The organism is Marinomonas posidonica IVIA-Po-181 (genome assembly GCF_000214215.1).
GTDB classification, from domain to species: domain Bacteria; phylum Pseudomonadota; class Gammaproteobacteria; order Pseudomonadales; family Marinomonadaceae; genus Marinomonas; species Marinomonas posidonica.
This window is the reverse complement of the sequence record NC_015559.1, coordinates 3,712,685-3,731,204: the sequence shown is the minus strand read 5'-3', so window position 1 is coordinate 3,731,204 and position 18,520 is coordinate 3,712,685. Positions and strand designations below refer to the sequence as shown.

At 45.2% G+C, this 18,520-nt stretch carries 10 protein-coding genes and 3 rRNA genes; 9 read left to right on the top strand and 4 right to left on the bottom strand.

The window, feature by feature from the left end:
• Positions 1-21: 21 nt before the first annotated feature.
• On the bottom strand, positions 22-1,989 hold the full coding sequence (locus MAR181_RS17240) for a methyl-accepting chemotaxis protein (RefSeq protein WP_245546181.1): 1,968 nt from the start codon (positions 1,987-1,989) through the stop codon (positions 22-24).
• A gap of 319 nt (positions 1,990-2,308) precedes the next feature.
• Here MAR181_RS17240 and MAR181_RS17235 point away from each other — a divergent pair, with 319 nt between their 5' ends.
• From MAR181_RS17235 to rrf, 7 genes are all read left to right on the top strand, one after another.
• Positions 2,309-3,421 (top strand): extracellular solute-binding protein, encoded by a 1,113-nt coding sequence (locus MAR181_RS17235; RefSeq protein WP_013797874.1) that lies wholly within the window; start codon positions 2,309-2,311, stop codon positions 3,419-3,421.
• 76 nt (positions 3,422-3,497) lie between these two features.
• Positions 3,498-4,586: an ABC transporter ATP-binding protein gene (locus MAR181_RS17230; protein ID WP_013797873.1), complete on the top strand. Its 1,089-nt coding sequence runs from the start codon at positions 3,498-3,500 to the stop codon at positions 4,584-4,586.
• A complete protein-coding gene (locus tag MAR181_RS17225) occupies positions 4,579-5,466 on the top strand; it encodes an ABC transporter permease (protein WP_013797872.1) in 888 nt (295 codons plus the stop codon). The genes MAR181_RS17230 and MAR181_RS17225 overlap by 8 nt, the downstream gene beginning before the upstream one ends.
• Entirely contained in the window at positions 5,463-6,266 is an 804-nt protein-coding gene (locus tag MAR181_RS17220; RefSeq protein WP_013797871.1) for an ABC transporter permease, read from the top strand. Before MAR181_RS17225 ends, MAR181_RS17220 begins: the two co-directional genes overlap by 4 nt.
• A gap of 393 nt (positions 6,267-6,659) precedes the next feature.
• A 16S ribosomal RNA gene (locus MAR181_RS17215) occupies positions 6,660-8,199 on the top strand.
• Positions 8,200-8,533: 334 nt separating this feature from the next.
• Positions 8,534-11,423, top strand: a 23S ribosomal RNA gene (locus tag MAR181_RS17210).
• Positions 11,424-11,583: 160 nt separating this feature from the next.
• A 5S ribosomal RNA gene (gene rrf / locus MAR181_RS17205) occupies positions 11,584-11,698 on the top strand.
• Together the 16S, 23S and 5S rRNA genes form the textbook arrangement of a ribosomal RNA operon.
• 352 nt (positions 11,699-12,050) lie before the next feature.
• On the opposite strand, the gene MAR181_RS17200 is transcribed toward rrf, so the two are convergent.
• The 3 genes from MAR181_RS17200 to MAR181_RS17190 form a co-directional block, all read right to left on the bottom strand.
• Positions 12,051-14,219 carry a putative bifunctional diguanylate cyclase/phosphodiesterase gene (locus MAR181_RS17200; protein WP_013797870.1) on the bottom strand — a complete coding sequence of 723 codons (2,169 nt, stop codon included), beginning with the start codon at positions 14,217-14,219 and terminating at the stop codon, positions 12,051-12,053.
• A gap of 185 nt (positions 14,220-14,404) precedes the next feature.
• Positions 14,405-15,748, bottom strand: a complete 1,344-nt coding sequence (locus tag MAR181_RS17195; RefSeq protein WP_013797869.1) for a GH1 family beta-glucosidase — start codon at positions 15,746-15,748, stop codon at positions 14,405-14,407.
• 125 nt (positions 15,749-15,873) lie between these two features.
• The gene (locus MAR181_RS17190) at positions 15,874-16,257 is read right to left on the bottom strand and encodes a GNAT family N-acetyltransferase (RefSeq protein WP_245546180.1); all 384 of its coding nucleotides are present in this window, start codon (positions 16,255-16,257) and stop codon (positions 15,874-15,876) included.
• A gap of 146 nt (positions 16,258-16,403) precedes the next feature.
• Between MAR181_RS17190 and MAR181_RS17185 the strand changes: the two genes are divergently transcribed.
• Together MAR181_RS17185 and MAR181_RS17180 are read left to right on the top strand one after the other, a co-directional pair.
• The gene (locus MAR181_RS17185; protein ID WP_013797867.1) at positions 16,404-17,579 is read left to right on the top strand and encodes an alpha/beta hydrolase; all 1,176 of its coding nucleotides are present in this window, start codon (positions 16,404-16,406) and stop codon (positions 17,577-17,579) included.
• Positions 17,580-17,612: 33 nt separating this feature from the next.
• Complete coding sequence (locus MAR181_RS17180; RefSeq protein ID WP_013797866.1) at positions 17,613-18,491, top strand: phytanoyl-CoA dioxygenase family protein; 879 nt, start codon at positions 17,613-17,615, stop codon at positions 18,489-18,491.
• Positions 18,492-18,520: the final 29 nt, after the last annotated feature.

Sequence of the window (18,520 nt, the reverse complement as noted above, 5' to 3'; positions counted from 1 at the left end):
TTATGAATGAGAAATGCTTGGCTAGCGGATGCCAAGTGTGGTGGTGATGTCTTGGATTTTCTGCTTAATATTGTCCGTTACTCGTGACATAAAGGCTTCTGACTCATTGGCTTGTTCACGTATCTGTACTACCGCCTCGTTTAAACGATTCATGCCTGTTTTTTGTTCAGCCGCATAGCCTGATGCTTTTTTGGCGAGATGAGTGGATTGTTGTGACTTTTCTAAAACGTCTTGAGCGGATTGCCCAAGCGCTTGGGTAAGAGTGATTTGCTCCTGAGAGGCATGCTCAATTAATTCGATGTTCTTTTTGAGCTTCCCAGTGGCGGAGTTCAAAGAAGCAAAAATGTCTGTAATTTCTTCTAATGATTGCTGGGTTCGGCTTGAAAGAGTTCTGACTTCCGATGCGACAACAGCAAAGCCTCGTCCATGCTCTCCCGCACGAGCCGCTTCAATGGCAGCGTTCAAAGCAAGCAAGTTTGTTTGTTCCGAAATGTCTTTGATACCACCAACAATAGAAGAAGCACTTGAGACGGATTTATCCAAATTGTTCAGGGCACTACGACTGCTTTCGAGTCGTTCAACTGTGGTCTGATTTGCTTGTGCTAATGCCGCCGCCTGATCGACACTGTGTGTCATGGCTGTGTTGGTGTCTGTTGCATAATTCGCCACTTCTTGGGCTCGCCCCTCGGCTTTGTTGGCAAGAACTTCCACTTGGCTAGACAGGTCTAGGGTGTTATCCAGCTTCTGCTTTGAATCCACTCCGAGTTTATGTACTTGGCCGAATGCGGTGAGCATTTCATTTAGAGACTCTGAAATGTTGTTTAATTCTGTGTCTCTCTGCTGGCGCTGTACACTGACTTGTTCTAGGTATCGATTTAAATAATGGGCGACATCCGATAGTTCGTTCTTGGTTTTACCCACTTTTAGTGTTTGGACGTTTTGGTGTTCAACCAATTCCTTTACCGCGTTATAAAGATCTTTAGCGCTTTTAACGACGACTTTATTTTGGAAAATATGCACGGCAATGGTGGTGATGACCATGAGTAGAACAAACAAAGAAAAAGCCATGAGTGTTTGTTGTTGCGTATCTTCAGCGCTCTGCTGAATATTGGCCGTCCCCGCTTTTAACGTTGCTTCCAATTGACCGATGAGTCGTCGGATTTTAGTTTGTGCTGCCGTGGCTTGTTGAATGCCTGTAAGACTAGAACTGACGTCTTTAAGGTAGCGATGTGACCAAGTATGTAACTCACTTTTGGCTTCTTCGAGTGGATCCACTATGTCGTCATCTTCATTCGTGTCCCAGCCCATTAATGCCGAAAGATCATCTTCGGCATCCGTGTCTTGTTCGTCCTCTAATGACAAGATAGGTAATTCAGAGAACGTCTTAATCTGGGCTTGAAAGCGAGTAAGTGCTTCTTTTAAGCGTTCAAGGTTCTCTTCGGTGGTCTTCGCTAAGTACTCATTTTTTGCGGCGCTAACATGGGCAAGGTCGGCATACAAATAGGCCTGATTGGCTAAGTAGGGCGCAGCATCAGTCAGGCTATTGCTGTCAAGATAGAGGCTAACTTTATCGGCCAAGGCATGGAGAGAGAGCAAGGTTTGACGTTCATTGTTTTCAATTAAAGCAAATGGACTACCGGATAATTTACCCGCTGCTCTGACATCCGATTCTAGACTTTGCTGAATTTCTGCGAGGGGTTGTTGAATAGGGTTTTTGATGTCATCCGGTAAGGTTTCCAATGTAGGGTAAATTTTGCTTCGAATAAATTCCTGGGCAGACTGTAATGTTGAAGCCTCACCAGAGGAAAGGTAGCTTTCAATCTGCTGTTTTAAATCAATGGCAGAGTATTCCCATACTTGAGCATATGAATCACTTTGCTTAAAGGCACCACGAAATTGCATTAAGCTCCACAAAAGTAAAGCAATGAGCATGGCCGCAATGATTAGGTAACTCATTGTTGTTGTGCGAGTGACGTGGGATATTTTCAATTCAAGACCTGCCGTTAACAAATTATTACGCTTGTTGGCTACCTTAATCTCATCTCATGACAGAATTGTTACAATTGCGAGGAGCGGTTTAGATTCGAGTCCAATATAGATTGTTGGCCTTTTTGCGACGGAGTTTTGATTGTTGGCGACGCCTATGGCATTCGTGTTGCTATGATGAAAAGGTCGGGCGGTCACTTTATCGTCATGATTCTCCGCTAAATTTGATGGATTATTAAACGACTGTTTAATAAATGTTGAATTTCTGTGTTATTTCCGTTTTGATTAAGTAACAACAATTAACGATAAAAGGAGCTCGAACATGACACTTTCACGTCGTCAGTTTGTCAAAGGTGCCTCGGTTGCCGGTGCAGTTGCGGCTACACCATTCTCAATAAACCGTGCTATTGCAGCCAACAAAGAACTGCGTATTTATGCGTGGGCAGGTTACATTACCGATGAAATGTTGGCGGACTTTAAAGCCAAAACAGGTATTAATGCCACCTTTACACCTTATGGTACGAATGATGAGTTAATGAACTCATTGCGTGCAACTGATGGCACAGGCTTTGACATCATTATGCCAACAGTCGATCGTGTTCCGGGTTACGTTGATTACGATTTGATTCAACCTCTTGATGTGAAACGTGTTAATTGGAGTGGTTGTCTTGATAGCGCGCTAGCAGGTTCAGATGTTGGTGGTATCGTTAAAGGTAAGCGCTACTTCGCACCTTCTGACTGGGGTACGGAAGCGATTGCCTACAACACAGAATATGCCAAGCTTGATCCAAAGAATCTAAGTTATGGGGATCTTTGGACGCCGGAAAATGCAGGTGGTGTGACGGTTCGTGGTCACTCGGCATTGGTTGGTATTGGTTTATGGTTAGAAAAAGCAGGCAAGTTGCCTTACCCCTTGCTTGATTCGTATAAAAACGAGCAAGCGATGCGTGCTAACTTTGATGTGATCCTAAAAGTGGCAGTAGAGAATAAGTCATCCATTGCTCAATTCTGGTCAACTGAGAATGAGGCGCAAGGTGCGTTCCGGGCAAATGGTGCAGTCATTGGTCAAACTTGGGATAGCACAGCCTTCAAATTAAAGGCAGAAGGTGAGCCTGTGGCTTACGGTGCGCCAAAAGAAGGGGCCTTGGCTTGGATGGAAGGTTTTGTCATTCCTAAAAATGCCAATAACGTTGATTCAGTTTACGAATTCATCAACTGGTATTACACACCAGAATCGGGTGCCATGTTCGTTAAAGCGACTGGCTATAACTCAACGGCCAAAGGGGCGGATGCTTTGTTACCGGCCGAAACTAAGCAGTTTTTCCAAGACTCCTATACACAGCAGGATCTTGCCAACCTATGGTGGTGGCCAATACAAGAACCTTGGTATGTTGCGCTGCGTAACGAATATCAAGACCGTTACTTGTCAGCATAAAGCGTTTGATAAAGCCCCTCGGAAGGTATTTTCGAGGGGCTTTTTTTACATTCATTTTTAGTATTTGAGAGAACCAATGGATAGTAGCGTTCATTTAGACAATGTTGTCATGCAATTTGGCGATTTTACGGCGATTCAACAATCGGATTTGAAGATAGAATCAGGTGAATTCTTCAGCTTTTTAGGGCCTTCTGGTTGTGGTAAGACAACCATATTAAACATGATCAGTGGTTTTTTAGACCCGACACAAGGTAACGTAAAAATCGGTGGTCAAGACATGTTAGGCGTGCCGGCTAATAAACGTCCAACGTCGATGATTTTTCAAAACCTCGCGCTTTTTCCCTTGATGACAGTGGCGGAAAATATTGAGTTTGGCTTAGAAGTCCGCGGAGTTTCGAAAAGTGAGCGTAAGAAAGCTTCCGATCGTTTATTAGAATTGGTTGCGTTAGAAGGAAGTGGTCATAAGAAAGTGTCAGAACTGTCTGGTGGTCAAAAACAAAGGATTGCCATTGCTCGTGCGTTAGCGGTTGAGCCGCAAGTGCTATTGCTAGATGAGCCTTTGTCTGCGTTGGATTTAAAGCTTCGTCAGCACATGCGTACAGAGTTAAAAGAGATTCAACGTAAAACTGGCATTACTTTCATCTATATTACGCATGATCAGGGTGAAGCCTTAACCATGTCTGATAGAGTGGCGGTAATGTCTGCTGGTCGTATACAACAAGTGGCCGACCCCATTACTTTGTATCGGGATCCGAAAACCGCTTTTGTTGCATCTTTTGTGGGTGAAAACAATGCCTTGAAAGGCAAAGTAGAGCGTGTTGATAACGGTATTGCAGAGATTTCTTGTGGTGACCTCGGTATTTTGCGGGGCCGGGTTCAATCAAGTTTGTCGGTTGGCGAAGAAGCCACCTTGTTTATTCGACCTGAGCATTTTCGCTTACAGGCTGAAGAGGGCATGTTAAGCATTGCTGTGGAGATAGAAGAAGTGAACTTTGAAGGAGCTTATCTAACACTGAGCACCTCATCAACTTCGGCTTCAAAGCAGAACCTGACGATTCAACTGGGTGCTCATCAATACAATGAGGCTTTAGCAAAGGGAGCGGCCTTATCACTTTCTTACAATATGAATGATGCCATTGTAATTGGAGGTGATAGCAATGCTTAATCAGCTAAAGGCTCGCTTTGGCAGTGGGTTAGCCATTGGCATTGTGGGTATGATTGCCATTTGGCTGATCGCTTTGGTGATTTTGCCGCAACTTCTAATGGTGGATTACTCTTTCCGCCCCAATCTTTTACCAGCCGATATGGGGGGGCCAAAAGATACCTACTCCTTGGTTAACTATGAAACTTTGTTTAGTAACCATATTCATTTGAAAATCTTTTTTAAGACCATTTGGTCTAGTGTCTTAGTAACAGCACTAACCCTTATTGTGAGTTATCCGATTGCATTTTACTTGGCAAAAGTGGCGACACCTCAAAAGGCCGCTTTATGCCTATTGTTACTAATCATCCCTTTTTGGATTAATGAAATTCTTCGAACCTTCTCTTGGTACATTATTTTAGCGTATAAAGGACCTTTAAATGCCGCATTGTTAGGCTTAGGCCTGATTGATCGACCAATCCGATTTTTGTCAGGTGATGGAGGTGTGCTAATCGGTATGGTTTACGCCTATATCTTGTTTATGATCTTTCCTATTTATAATGCCATTGAAAGTTTGGACACCAATCAGATTAAAGCTGCACGTAATCTTGGTGCGGGTTGGATTCGAACCCATTGGCGCGTCATCATTCCTCATGCCAAACCCGGTATTGCCACAGGTTGCATAATGACCTTTATGTTAGCGGCAGGTAGTTACGCCGTGCCCGCTTTGTTAGGGTCTCCTGGCAGTCGTTGGTTTACTCAGATTATTTACAACTGGTTCTTTGAAGGGGGTAACTGGAATCAGGGGGCGGCTTATGCCTTCTTGCTATTGATTATCTGTATCGGCTTTATCGCGTTGGTGATGCGAGTGTTTAAAGTGGGCTTAGGAGACATTGCAAAATGAAATCAGAAAGCATTATGCGATTCGGGGTCCGTTTTTACATCGGTATCTTCTTCTTATATTTGTTTACGCCACTCATTATTATGGGCTTAGCGACCTTTAATGACAGTCGATTCCCGACCGTATCGCCTTGGCGTGGTGCAACCTTAAAATGGTTTGAGGCTTTGTCGCAAGATGGCGCCATGTGGCAAGCCTTGTGGACAAGCATATTAGTGGCCGCTGGCGTGTTGGTGGTGGCTGTGCCTATTGGTATCTGTTGCGCTTTGTTTCTTTCAACGGTGCAAGGCAAAGGCAAAACCTTTCTGTATTCGTTAATGATGTCGCCATTGCTGACTCCTGGCGTGATCGTCGGTATTTCCACCTTGATCTTCTGGAAAGGTCTTTCTGTTAGTGGTGGTATATTCTTGACTGTGGTTGCTCAAACAACCTTCATTGCCGCTTATGTGATGTTGATGGTGTTGGCGAGATTACAACGTTTTGATCGTACCTTAGAAAATGCAGCGTTAAGTCTAGGGGCGACTCAATGGCAGGCATTTCGTCGGATTTTATTGCCTTATCTAAAGCCTGCTATCATTTCGGCTGCCGCGATTGCATTTTTACAGTCATTCGAAAACTACAACACGACATTGTTTGTAAAAGGTTACGATACTACTTTAACCGTTTATATTGCTTCCAAAGTGCGAACGGGATTAACGCCAGCAGTAAATGCACTCGGTCTAGTGATGATCAGTGTGACGATTTTGCTTGCCGTGGTATATGAATGGAAACGTCGTAAAGAAGCGGCGTCCATGAATGCGTCATAAGAAGCAATAGTACAAAATGTATTTATAATGTAGCGAAAGGCCTCATTTGATTTATAAATGGGGCCTTTTTGTATGATTGATAAACGATTTTGGCGCATTTGTATGCCTAAACGGTAAAACTTAACCAAAATATCAAAAAACTGAAAAAAACAGTTGCACTAAATCTGTAGATCCTTAATATACGCCCTCGCTGACACGGACAGGGCTTCACTCTCTAGTAGAGGATAAGCAGCTTAAGTGGCACGGCAACGCTCTTTAAAATAGATAATCAGATAATTTGTGTGGGCGCTCGCTGGGGCTTCAAAAAAAATTGAAGTCTTACGAGAGTCAAACACGTCAATTCGCTTTATTAAGTAATTGTTAGTGTTTCGAATTTTGAGTAAGCAAACTTTTTAACTGAAGAGTTTGATCATGGCTCAGATTGAACGCTGGCGGCAGGCTTAACACATGCAAGTCGAGCGGAAACGATGATAGCTTGCTATCAGGCGTCGAGCGGCGGACGGGTGAGTAACGCGTAGGAATCTGCCTAGTAGAGGGGGACAACATGTGGAAACGCATGCTAATACCGCATACGCCCTTTTGGGGAAAGGAGGGGATCTTCGGACCTTCCGCTATTAGATGAGCCTGCGTGAGATTAGCTAGTTGGTGGGGTAAAGGCCTACCAAGGCGACGATCTCTAACTGGTCTGAGAGGATGACCAGTCACACTGGGACTGAGACACGGCCCAGACTCCTACGGGAGGCAGCAGTGGGGAATATTGGACAATGGGCGCAAGCCTGATCCAGCCATGCCGCGTGTGTGAAGAAGGCCTTAGGGTTGTAAAGCACTTTCAGGAGTGAGGAAGGGTAGTTTGTTAATACCAAATTACTTTGACGTTAGCTCCAGAAGAAGCACCGGCTAACTCTGTGCCAGCAGCCGCGGTAATACAGAGGGTGCAAGCGTTAATCGGAATTACTGGGCGTAAAGCGCGCGTAGGTGGTTTGTTAAGTCTGATGTGAAATCCCAGGGCTCAACCTTGGAATGGCACCGGATACTGGCAGGCTAGAGTACGGTAGAGGGGTGTGGAATTTCCTGTGTAGCGGTGAAATGCGTAGATATAGGAAGGAACATCAGTGGCGAAGGCGACACCCTGGACTGATACTGACACTGAGGTGCGAAAGCGTGGGGAGCAAACAGGATTAGATACCCTGGTAGTCCACGCCGTAAACGATGTCTACTAGCCGTTGGGTTGTAATGACTTAGTGGCGCAGCTAACGCAATAAGTAGACCGCCTGGGGAGTACGGCCGCAAGGTTAAAACTCAAATGAATTGACGGGGGCCCGCACAAGCGGTGGAGCATGTGGTTTAATTCGAAGCAACGCGAAGAACCTTACCTACTCTTGACATCCAGAGAACTTAGCAGAGATGCTTTGGTGCCTTCGGGAACTCTGAGACAGGTGCTGCATGGCTGTCGTCAGCTCGTGTTGTGAAATGTTGGGTTAAGTCCCGTAACGAGCGCAACCCTTATCCTTACTTGCCAGCACTTCGGGTGGGAACTTTAAGGAGACTGCCGGTGACAAACCGGAGGAAGGTGGGGACGACGTCAAGTCATCATGGCCCTTACGAGTAGGGCTACACACGTGCTACAATGGCGTATACAAAGGGCAGCTAACTTGCGAGAGTGTGCAAATCCCATAAAGTACGTCGTAGTCCGGATTGGAGTCTGCAACTCGACTCCATGAAGTCGGAATCGCTAGTAATCGTGGATCAGAATGCCACGGTGAATACGTTCCCGGGCCTTGTACACACCGCCCGTCACACCATGGGAGTTGATTGCTCCAGAAGTAGCTAGCTTAACCTTTCGGGGATGGCGGTTACCACGGAGTGGTCAATGACTGGGGTGAAGTCGTAACAAGGTAGCCCTAGGGGAACCTGGGGCTGGATCACCTCCTTAAACGATATGAAGCACTGGTGAGCGTTCACACAAATTATCTGATGGCTATGAGTTCTCATAGCAACCTATCTTAAAAGCGTTTTAGACAAAGTGTTAAGCAAGACACTAATCACAACACATTGTGTTGGTTAGTTTCTGACTTAGTGCTTTGCACTAAACTTGCTCTTTAACAATTCGAATTTTGAAATAACGATGAATCAAGCGTTAAACCGGTGGAAAGCACTTTAACCTAGTGACTTTCTATTATCGTAAATCCAGAGAAGAGACAAAAGCTTCTTTGGTATGTGATTCTTAATATGACACTCTTCTGAGTGGAAACTATTTTGGGTTATATGGTCAAGTGACCAAGCGTGCACGGTGGATGCCTTGGCAGTCAGAGGCGATGAAGGACGTGGTAATCTGCGAAAAGCTCGGGGGAGTCGATAAACAGACTTTGATCCCGAGATGTCCGAATGGGGAAACCCACTCTACTTGTAGAGTATCCCACAGTGAATACATAGCTGTGTGGAGGCGAACCCGGGGAACTGAAACATCTAAGTACCCGGAGGAAAAGAAATCAACCGAGATTCCCTAAGTAGCGGCGAGCGAAAGGGGATTAGCCCTTAAGTTGATTTGGTGTTAGTAGAAGACTCTGGAAAGGGTCGCCGTAGAGGGTGATAGCCCCGTATACGAAAACGCCATTTTAATGAAAACGAGTAGGACGGGACACGTGTTATCCTGTCTGAATATGGGGGGACCATCCTCCAAGGCTAAATACTCCTGACTGACCGATAGTGAACCAGTACCGTGAGGGAAAGGCGAAAAGAACCCCTGTGAGGGGAGTGAAATAGATCCTGAAACCGTGTACGTACAAGCAGTGGGAGCCGATTTATTCGGTGACTGCGTACCTTTTGTATAATGGGTCAACGACTTATTTTCAGTAGCAAGGTTAAGCGAATAGTGGAGCCGTAGGGAAACCGAGTCTTAATAGGGCGTTTAGTTGCTGGGAATAGACCCGAAACCGGGCGATCTATCCATGAGCAGGTTGAAGGTTGGGTAACACTAACTGGAGGACCGAACCCACGTACGTTGAAAAGTCCGGGGATGACTTGTGGATAGGAGTGAAAGGCTAATCAAGCTCGGAGATAGCTGGTTCTCCTCGAAAGCTATTTAGGTAGCGCCTCGCGTATTGCCATTGGGGGTAGAGCACTGTTTGGGCTAGGGGGTCATCCCGACTTACCAACCCCATGCAAACTCCGAATACCAATGAGTATGAGCGCGGGAGACACACGGCGGGTGCTAACGTCCGTCGTGGAAAGGGAAACAACCCAGACCGTCAGCTAAGGTCCCAAAGTTACAGTTAAGTGGGAAACGATGTGGGAAGGCTCAGACAGCTAGGAGGTTGGCTTAGAAGCAGCCATCCTTTAAAGAAAGCGTAATAGCTCACTAGTCGAGTCGGCCTGCGCGGAAGATATAACGGGGCTCAAACTGTACACCGAAGCTACGGATTCAAGATTTATCTTGGATGGTAGAGGAGCGTTCTGTAGGCCGTTGAAGGGAAAGCTGTAAGGCATCCTGGAGGTATCAGAAGTGCGAATGTTGACATGAGTAACGATAAGGGGAGTGAAAAACTCCCCCGCCGGAAGACCAAGGTTTCCTGTCCCATGTTAATCAGGGCAGGGTGAGTCGGCCCCTAAGGCGAGGCAGAAATGCGTAGTCGATGGGAAACAGGTTAATATTCCTGTACTCGTGTATATTGCGATGGAGAGACGGAGAAGGCTAGGCCAGCGCGGCGATGGTTGTCCGCGTTTAAGGTTGTAGGCTGGGGTTTTAGGTAAATCCGGAACCCTTTAAGGCTGAGAATTGATGACGAGTCCTCTTTTGGACGAAGTGGTTGATGCCCTGCTTCCAGGAAAAACTTCTAAGCTTCAGATATACAGGAACCGTACCCCAAACCGACACAGGTGGTCAGGTAGAGAATACCAAGGCGCTTGAGAGAACTCGGGTGAAGGAACTAGGCAAAATGGTACCGTAACTTCGGGAGAAGGTACGCCGGCCGGTGTGAAGGACTTGCTCCGTAAGCACTAGTCGGTCGAAGATACCAGGTGGCTGCGACTGTTTATTAAAAACACAGCACTCTGCAAACACGAAAGTGGACGTATAGGGTGTGACGCCTGCCCGGTGCTTGAAGGTTAATTGATGGGGTTAGCGTAAGCGAAGCTCTTGATCGAAGCCCAAGTAAACGGCGGCCGTAACTATAACGGTCCTAAGGTAGCGAAATTCCTTGTCGGGTAAGTTCCGACCTGCACGAATGGCGTAACGATGGCCACACTGTCTCCACCCGAGACTCAGTGAAATTGAAATCGCAGTGAAGATGCTGTGTATCCGCGGCTAGACGGAAAGACCCCGTGAACCTTTACTATAGCTTCACAGTGAACTTTGAACCTACTTGTGTAGGATAGGTGGGAGGCTTTGAAGATAGGACGCCAGTTCTATTGGAGCCAATCTTGAAATACCACCCTGGTACGTTTGAGGTTCTAACTCAGGTCCCTTATCGGGATCGAGGACACTGTGTGGTGGGTAGTTTGACTGGGGCGGTCTCCTCCCAAAGAGTAACGGAGGAGCACGAAGGTGTGCTCAGCATGGTCGGAAATCATGCATAGAGTGTAAAGGCAAAAGCACGCTTAACTGCGAGACAGACACGTCGAGCAGGTACGAAAGTAGGTCTTAGTGATCCGGTGGTTCTGTATGGAAGGGCCATCGCTCAACGGATAAAAGGTACTCCGGGGATAACAGGCTGATACCGCCCAAGAGTTCACATCGACGGCGGTGTTTGGCACCTCGATGTCGGCTCATCACATCCTGGGGCTGAAGCCGGTCCCAAGGGTATGGCTGTTCGCCATTTAAAGTGGTACGCGAGCTGGGTTTAGAACGTCGTGAGACAGTTCGGTCCCTATCTGCCGTGGACGTTTGAGATTTGAGAGGAGCTGCTCCTAGTACGAGAGGACCGGAGTGGACGAACCTCTGGTGTTCCGGTTGTCACGCCAGTGGCATTGCCGGGTAGCTACGTTCGGACGGGATAACCGCTGAAAGCATCTAAGCGGGAAGCCTCCCTCAAGATAAGATCTCACTGGAACATAAGTTCCCTAAAGAGCCGTTGAAGACTACGACGTTGATAGGTTGGGTGTGTAAGTGCTGTGAGGCATTGAGCTAACCAATACTAATTGCTCGTGAGGCTTGACCATATAACACCAAAGTGGTTTACACATAGATTACGATTGAAGCTGGTTTATCGCTTGATCCACGTTATTTCAAAATGAATTGTTAAAGATCCAAGCAACGTATTCGCGTGTTTTGGTTGCAGAGTAGAAGAGCTCGAACCAGAACGATACGCAAACCGAATTGCTTGACGATCATAGAGGCGTTGAACCACCTGATCCCATCCCGAACTCAGAAGTGAAAAGCGCCATCGCCGATGGTAGTGTGGGGGATCCCATGTGAGAGTAGGTCGTCGTCAAGCTTTAAATTAAGAAGCCCTGATAGGTTATCCTGTCAGGGCTTTTTTACGTCTGTAGAAAACTTAGGATCCGAAACCGCGACGCCTTGCGTCACTGACGTCGTCAGCGGCTTACGCTGCTTCGGATCTTGTACGATGTTATCAAGATGATTTAAGAATGAAGTGAAGCTTCAGATCATTGAACGCAAAGGGCATATATAGGTCGTCTCTAATATCCTCAGAGGCTCCACACTATCCGAAACAACGAATATCGTCAGCTGCTACGCTATCTTGGATCTTGTGCTGTCGAGGTAGGAAGGATCACCTCAGGCCCTATGACGGGCTCGGAAATAACGTCCTCGAAAAGGAATGAAATTCAATGTTTCGTTAAAAACTCTAGTTCGAATCTCTCTGCTGGTATTGGCCGGCTAATGTAGTAGCCTTGCGCATCATCACACCCAATTGTTTTCAGTAGATCGAGTTGTTCTTCAGTTTCAACCCCTTCAGCAATGGTCCGCATGCCAAGTTGTTGAGCAAGCAGAATAATGGTGCCAACAATAATGCGATCGTTATAGTTATTGGCCATATTTCTTACAAATGACTGGTCGATTTTGAGCTTATAAATTGGGAAGCGCTGTAAATAACTTAAAGATGAGTAGCCAGTACCAAAGTCATCCATCGAAGTATGAGTGCCTATTTGTTGTAATGATTCTAGAGTCGCAACAGTATGTTCTGGATCGATAGCGGCTGTTCTTTCGGTCAGTTCGAGTTCAAGGTATTCGCTTGATACGTTGAACTCTTTTAGGATGTCTGCAATAAGGATGGGTAGATCATTCGTTTGAAATTGAGCATAGGATAAGTTTACCGCTATTCGAACGGGTTTTATGTCGTTGTTAAGCCAAGTTCGTATTTGTCTTACGGTTTCTCTAAGAACCCATTCACCAATAGAGAGGATTTGACCGCTTTCTTCTGCAAGTGGGATAAATTCCCCTGGGCTTACATGACCAAGGGATTTGCTGTGCCAACGAATTAATGCTTCTGCACCTATGACCTCTGTTGTACTAAGGCTGACCTGAGGCTGAAAATGTAAACTAAATTCATTTTGCAATAAGGCATCATGTAAGGCATTGCTTAACATGAGGGAGCGTGTTGATGCCGCTTGCATTTCTTGGTTGAAAAAAGCATATCGATTTCGGCCTGCATTTTTTGCATGGTACATCGCGGTGTCTGCTTGTTTGTAGAGAGTCTCAAAATTTTCGCTGTTTTCTGGATAAAAACTGACGCCTATTGAGGGTGTAATAAAGAATTGGTGCTGATCAATGTAATAACGTTCAGACAAAGCGTTTTTGATTTCGATGGTTTTACTTTCTATGTTGGACATGTTTTCAGCGGGTAATAAAATCATGAACTCATCTCCGCCTTGTCTAGCAATATGCCTGATATCTTTAACAAGGTGACGCATTCTGTCGGCAACATTTTGCAATAATTGGTCGCCAATAACATGTCCCAAGGTGTCGTTGATTTTTTTAAAGTGATCGAGGTCGATAAAAAGCAGGGCTAACTTAGTGTTTGTTTTAATAAGTTGATGGAAGGCTTGATTGAGCGATTCCCTGTTAGGGAGTTTGGTAAGAGAGTCATGATGGGCAAGCCATTCGACTTGATCATTGGCTTTTCGTATTTCATCAATATCAATACGGACACCAAGCATACGAGAAGGATTACCTTTGGAATCGAACTCCGTCACAATGCAGCGAACTCCTATCCAGCGATATTCTCCATTCTTATGGCGGATACGTGCTTGGTATTTATAATAGTTGGAAGGGCTTTTATTGGTGAGAATATTTTGTATTGTCGCTAAAACAGCAGCTCTATCGTCAGGGTGGACTTTTTCGAGTTCCTGTTTGCGGCTTGCTGCTCCTTCTACAGGAGAGTACCCCAACATAATGAAGTAGGAGGGAGTAGCAAACCAGATATCATTGGTGACGTCCCATTCCCATATGCCAACCTTGGTCAATTTTAATGCTTCGTTGATGCGTATTTCAGAGTCTTTTAATTGGCTTTCACGTTCTTTGTATTCCGTAAGCCGTTTGGCGTAACCTAAGGTCGACACAAGTTTGGCTTTGTTATCAAAACTGGGCGCAATGCCAATTTGAAAAAAGTCCATCGTACCATCCGCTAAGGTAACCCACTCTTCATTGTAGCCAGGAGAAATTTTGGAGGTAATGTCGATGATTGGGTGAGCATGTTGGCGAGTTTGAATGTCTTCATCAGTAAAACCAAGGAGTTGATTCTTAGGTAGCCCAATGAGTGCTTCAAAAGGAGCATTGCAGTATATATAAACCTGTTTTTGGTCTTTAATCCAAACCGGATCAGGTATGGCATCTAAGGAAGCCGTTACTTGTTTGGTGAATTTTTGAAGTGATTGGTGTGCAAAATTGAGCCCGTTTTTCTTAACGGAATCTTTTTTGAAAAACAAGGCCGCCCCCTGCAGAGCACATAGTGCAATTAAGCAGATGGAGATAATAAACCAGACGGAAGATGCCATTTTTCACCTTGGATTAGAGCAAAAATAAGTGCGCTTTAATGGCTATCTTAAAATAATATCTGATAAGGGTATGCTGTATTATGATGAAAATCTGTAGTCTTATGTAATGTTATGGAGAAATGGGTTAAAAGACGACGATTACGCCTGCTGGGTACTGGTCGTCTTTTTTATGACATTTATGGTCATTAATTGGAGCGATTATTTAAGAGTGCTTGGTAAGCATAACCACTACGTTTAATGGTGCGTTTTTGGGTTTCATAGTCCACATAGCATAAGCCAAAGCGCTTGCTGTAACCTTCTGCCCATTCGAAGTTGTCCATTAAGCTCCAAGCGAAGTAGCCACGAATATCAACGCCAGCCATGATGGCATCATTGACGGCATTGATGTGGCCGTTTAGATAACGTACACGCTGATCGTCATTGATTTCACCATGTTCCATGACATCCGCGCAAGCGGCGCCATTTTCGGTGATGTACATAGGTGGTAAGTCGTATTGTTTGTTGAGATTGATAAGAAGCTCACTAAACGCCTGCGGGGCAATTTCCCATCCTATGTCAGTGTATTCTACTTGCTGCTTGTTTTTGACATCACGGAACAATGTTTTCTCATCGTATTCATTGTGATTACAGGTATAGAAGTTCATTCCTAAAAAGTCGATCGGTCGAGAGATGATGTCTAAGTCACCCGGTAAGATGGTAGGAAGGTGATCGGGTAAGACTTTTTCTAATAATTTGGGGTATTGGCCTTTTAAAAGTGGCTCAATGAAAAACTGGTTGTCTAATGCTTCACGTACTAAGGCGGCAAATTGGTCTTCGGATTTAGTTGATGCCGGGTAGGTTTGATTCATGTTTAGCACGATACCTACTTGGCTATTAGGGCAATTTTCACGTATGACAGGCAATGCTAATCCATGCGCAAGTAATATGTGGTGCGCGGCTTGGCGGCCAAATCGTGGTGAGGTTAAACCTGGTGCATGAATGCCATATTCATAGCCCAGAATGGCCGCACAGAAAGGTTCGTTGAACGTGGCCCATGCATCGACCCATTCGCCTAACTCTTTTGTTGCTAGTTGCGCATACTTGACGAACTGGAAGGCGGTTTCTCTATTTACCCAGCCTCCATGATCTTCAAGATGTTGTGGTAGATCCCAGTGATAAAGTGTCACAAAGGTTTTAAGCCCTTTGGCTTTTAACGCCTTGAGTAATTGTCGGTAAAAAGCCAAGCCTTTTTCATTGGCTTGCCCTTTCTCATCCATCAGTCTCGGCCAAGCAATAGACAGTCGGTAGGCATCTACTCCAAGACTGCAAATTAGATCGACGTCTTCTTCCCAGCGATGATAATGGTCGCAGGCAATAGAACCATCGTCGCCGTTTAAGACTTTGCCTGGGGTGGCGCAAAAAGTATCCCAAATACTGGTCAAACGACCATCTGTGGTGTTGGCGCCTTCAATTTGAAAGGATGCTGTCGCAACACCAAAGGTAAAATCTGGCGTAAGCATTTTGGAATGTTTGGGAAGGCTGATGGTCATTAGAACCTCGAGTGTCGGTATTGTTATTAAGTATTGCTTGAGTGCGGACAAAGGTACTGGAGTGGGTCGAAATAGGTCAATATGGCGGCAATGCATTTAGTGATTTAAGATTGTTTAAGTACATTTTAAGGAAAAGAATACTGCATAGCAGTGATATTTCGCCCCTGCGACCGATAAGCGTTAAAGCGGGCTCTTAATTCCTTGGGTAAGGCTTCTTCGTTGATGATGGTAAAGTGTCCGCGTTGATAAAAATCGGTCAGATGGTCAAGAGCAAAGCAGAAGCTGGCTTTTTGTTTTAAGATGGGCTGCAAATTCGAGAGTAGGTGTTGTCCTAATCCTGTGTTTCGTCTGCTGGGGCTGGTTACCATACCTGTCAGTAACTGGCTGTTGCCTATTTGTTTCAGTCTAGCAACGGCTAAAATCGTGCCGTTTTCTTTGATCGCCCAAATGGGGTCTGCTTTATTGGGTTTACCACTCGGATAATGGGCTTGGTAGAATTTTTTAACCAATGGAAACCATAAAGAGGGAACTAGTTCAGCGTTTGGAAATGGCGGCGACATAACAGTGATTAATTGGCTGATGGATATCTCATTTTAGCATAATGTGCTATGACTAATGGGTAAATAATGCAAACACAGAATTCAAGGGGATGATAATGTGGTCTAAAATTCTAATGTTCGGTTTTTGTTGTTGGTTATGGCCTGCTTGGGCAACTAACAGTGGGACTGAGCTAGGGTATCGACAGGCTGAGTTATTTCAACAGTATGTCGAGCGCACCAAAGAATATGTTAGGCAGCATAAAGTCTGGGTAGATGAAAATCAGCAGGATAGAGAATTAGCGGCTGTTTTACCGTATGAATTGATGCCGGATGATCAGAATTGTAGCGGCAAAACAAAGATAGGTGTCTTGTTATCACATGGTTTGTCAGACTCACCTTTTTCCATGCGAGATCCAGCGCATGCGTTACAGCAAGCTTGTTATCAAGTGCGAGTTATTTTGTTGGCGGGGCACGGGACGCAATCCGCTGATTTAATTAACGTTTCAAGACAGGCGTGGCGGAAGTCTTTTCAGAATGCCGCCGATGCGTTTCAGCAAGAGGTTGATGTGCTTTATGTCGGTGGTTTTTCAACAGGGGGGGCGTTAGCCATTGAGTATGCATGGCAGCACTCTGATAGTGTGGCCGGTGCGGTTTTGTTTTCACCTTTATTTAAAGTAAATAGTTCGATTGATTGGGTTGCACCATTATTAGCGCCTTTTAAAGATTGGCTGGATAACTACCCGAGTGATGACTTTGCGAAATACGCTTCAATCCCTGTTCATGCTATAGCAGAGGTGTACAAGTTAGCAAAAGAAGTACGCAAGAAAGTCATGGACAATCCTAAGGATTTACCTGTGTTTGTTGCGTTATCAGCAGAAGATCAAACGGTTGACTCGAAGGTGACTGAAAAGCTGTTTGAAAATGCAATGATCGGCCCCAAAAGCCAGATGGTGCTTTATAGTAAAGACCAAAGAAACACCAATACGGATCGTTTGAAGGTCTATAATACCCGTTGGCCGAAAAATCACATTCTGGGTCTTTCGCATATGGCGGTTCATGGCGATCCTGAAAACCCGTATTATGGGGCGCAAGGTGAGTATCGTATTTGTGGTTGGTATTTGTCTGACCCAGAGGTCTATCAGGCCTGTCGAAATGATCCGGACAACTGGTTTGGTGAAGGTTCTGATGAGCTCACAAGCAAAAGCGATCATGCGGCGAGAGTGTCTTGGAACCCTAATTTTTCGTCTTTGATGAAGGAAGTGTCATTTTTTCTTCAAGCCAATGTGAATTAGCATAATGTTATCTTGTTAAATGAGGTGAATAGGATGTCGATTGAATTACCCTCTGTTGTTTTAACAAAACAGCAAGTTGAGCAGTACCATACAGATGGCTACTTAGTCCTAGAGTCGTTGGTGTCGGCAGCTGTTTGTGATGTTTTAAAGGATAGAATGTCATCTTTGTTGTCCACGTTTGACCCAAGTGAGTATCGTTCCATTTTTACCACTAATGAGCAATCGCGTCATACAGACCAGTACTTTATGGATTCGGCGGGTAAAATTTCCTTTTTCTTTGAAGAGGAAGCGTTTGATGAACAAGGGGAGTTGAAGCAGTCCCTTGATTTATCGATTAATAAAGTTGGTCATGGTTTGCATTCTCAAGACGATGTCTTTCGCGACTTTTCATTGGCGGCGGTATGGGGTTCTATGCTGCGACAACTTGGAATGCGGGAGCCAAGAGCGGCACAGTCCATGTATATCTTTAAGCAACCTGGTATTGGTGGTGAGGTGAACTGCCACCAAGACAGTACCTTCTTATACACCAACCCAATGAGTGTTATTGGGCTGTGGTTCGCGATCGAGGACGCTACTCTCGAAAATGGTTGTTTGTGGGGGATTCCAAAAGGCCATACTGCAGGCTTGTTAAAACGCTTCGAAAGGGACGCGGCGGGATCGATTGAGACAAAAATGGTGGCCCTGAAAGAACATCAATGGCAAGCGGATGAATTGGTTTCCTTGCCTGTGCCAAAAGGGTCTTTGGTTTTGTTAAATGGTGAGTTTCCGCATTTAAGTTATGCTAACCGTTCGACAAAATCACGTCATGCTTACGCGGTGCATGCGGTTGATAAAACTTGCGATTACCCTGATGTAAATTGGCTACAGCCAAATGTTGGTAATGATTTTCCAGCCTTTCAAAAAATGGCTTAATAAAGTAAAGATTAGATAGAGGTTTGTAG

What these genes read in the sequence shown, in the direction of transcription:
- MAR181_RS17235 (WP_013797874.1), top strand. Translation starts at nt 2,309, where the DNA reads ATGACACTTTCACGTCGTCAGTTTGTCAAAGGTGCCTCGGTTGCCGGT.
- MAR181_RS17230 (WP_013797873.1), top strand. Translation starts at nt 3,498, where the DNA reads ATGGATAGTAGCGTTCATTTAGACAATGTTGTCATGCAATTTGGCGAT.
- MAR181_RS17225 (WP_013797872.1), top strand. Translation starts at nt 4,579, where the DNA reads ATGCTTAATCAGCTAAAGGCTCGCTTTGGCAGTGGGTTAGCCATTGGC.
- MAR181_RS17220 (WP_013797871.1), top strand. Translation starts at nt 5,463, where the DNA reads ATGAAATCAGAAAGCATTATGCGATTCGGGGTCCGTTTTTACATCGGT.
- MAR181_RS17200 (WP_013797870.1), bottom strand. Translation starts at nt 14,219, where the DNA reads ATGGCATCTTCCGTCTGGTTTATTATCTCCATCTGCTTAATTGCACTA.
- MAR181_RS17195 (WP_013797869.1), bottom strand. Translation starts at nt 15,748, where the DNA reads ATGACCATCAGCCTTCCCAAACATTCCAAAATGCTTACGCCAGATTTT.
- MAR181_RS17185 (WP_013797867.1), top strand. Translation starts at nt 16,404, where the DNA reads ATGTGGTCTAAAATTCTAATGTTCGGTTTTTGTTGTTGGTTATGGCCT.
- MAR181_RS17180 (WP_013797866.1), top strand. Translation starts at nt 17,613, where the DNA reads ATGTCGATTGAATTACCCTCTGTTGTTTTAACAAAACAGCAAGTTGAG.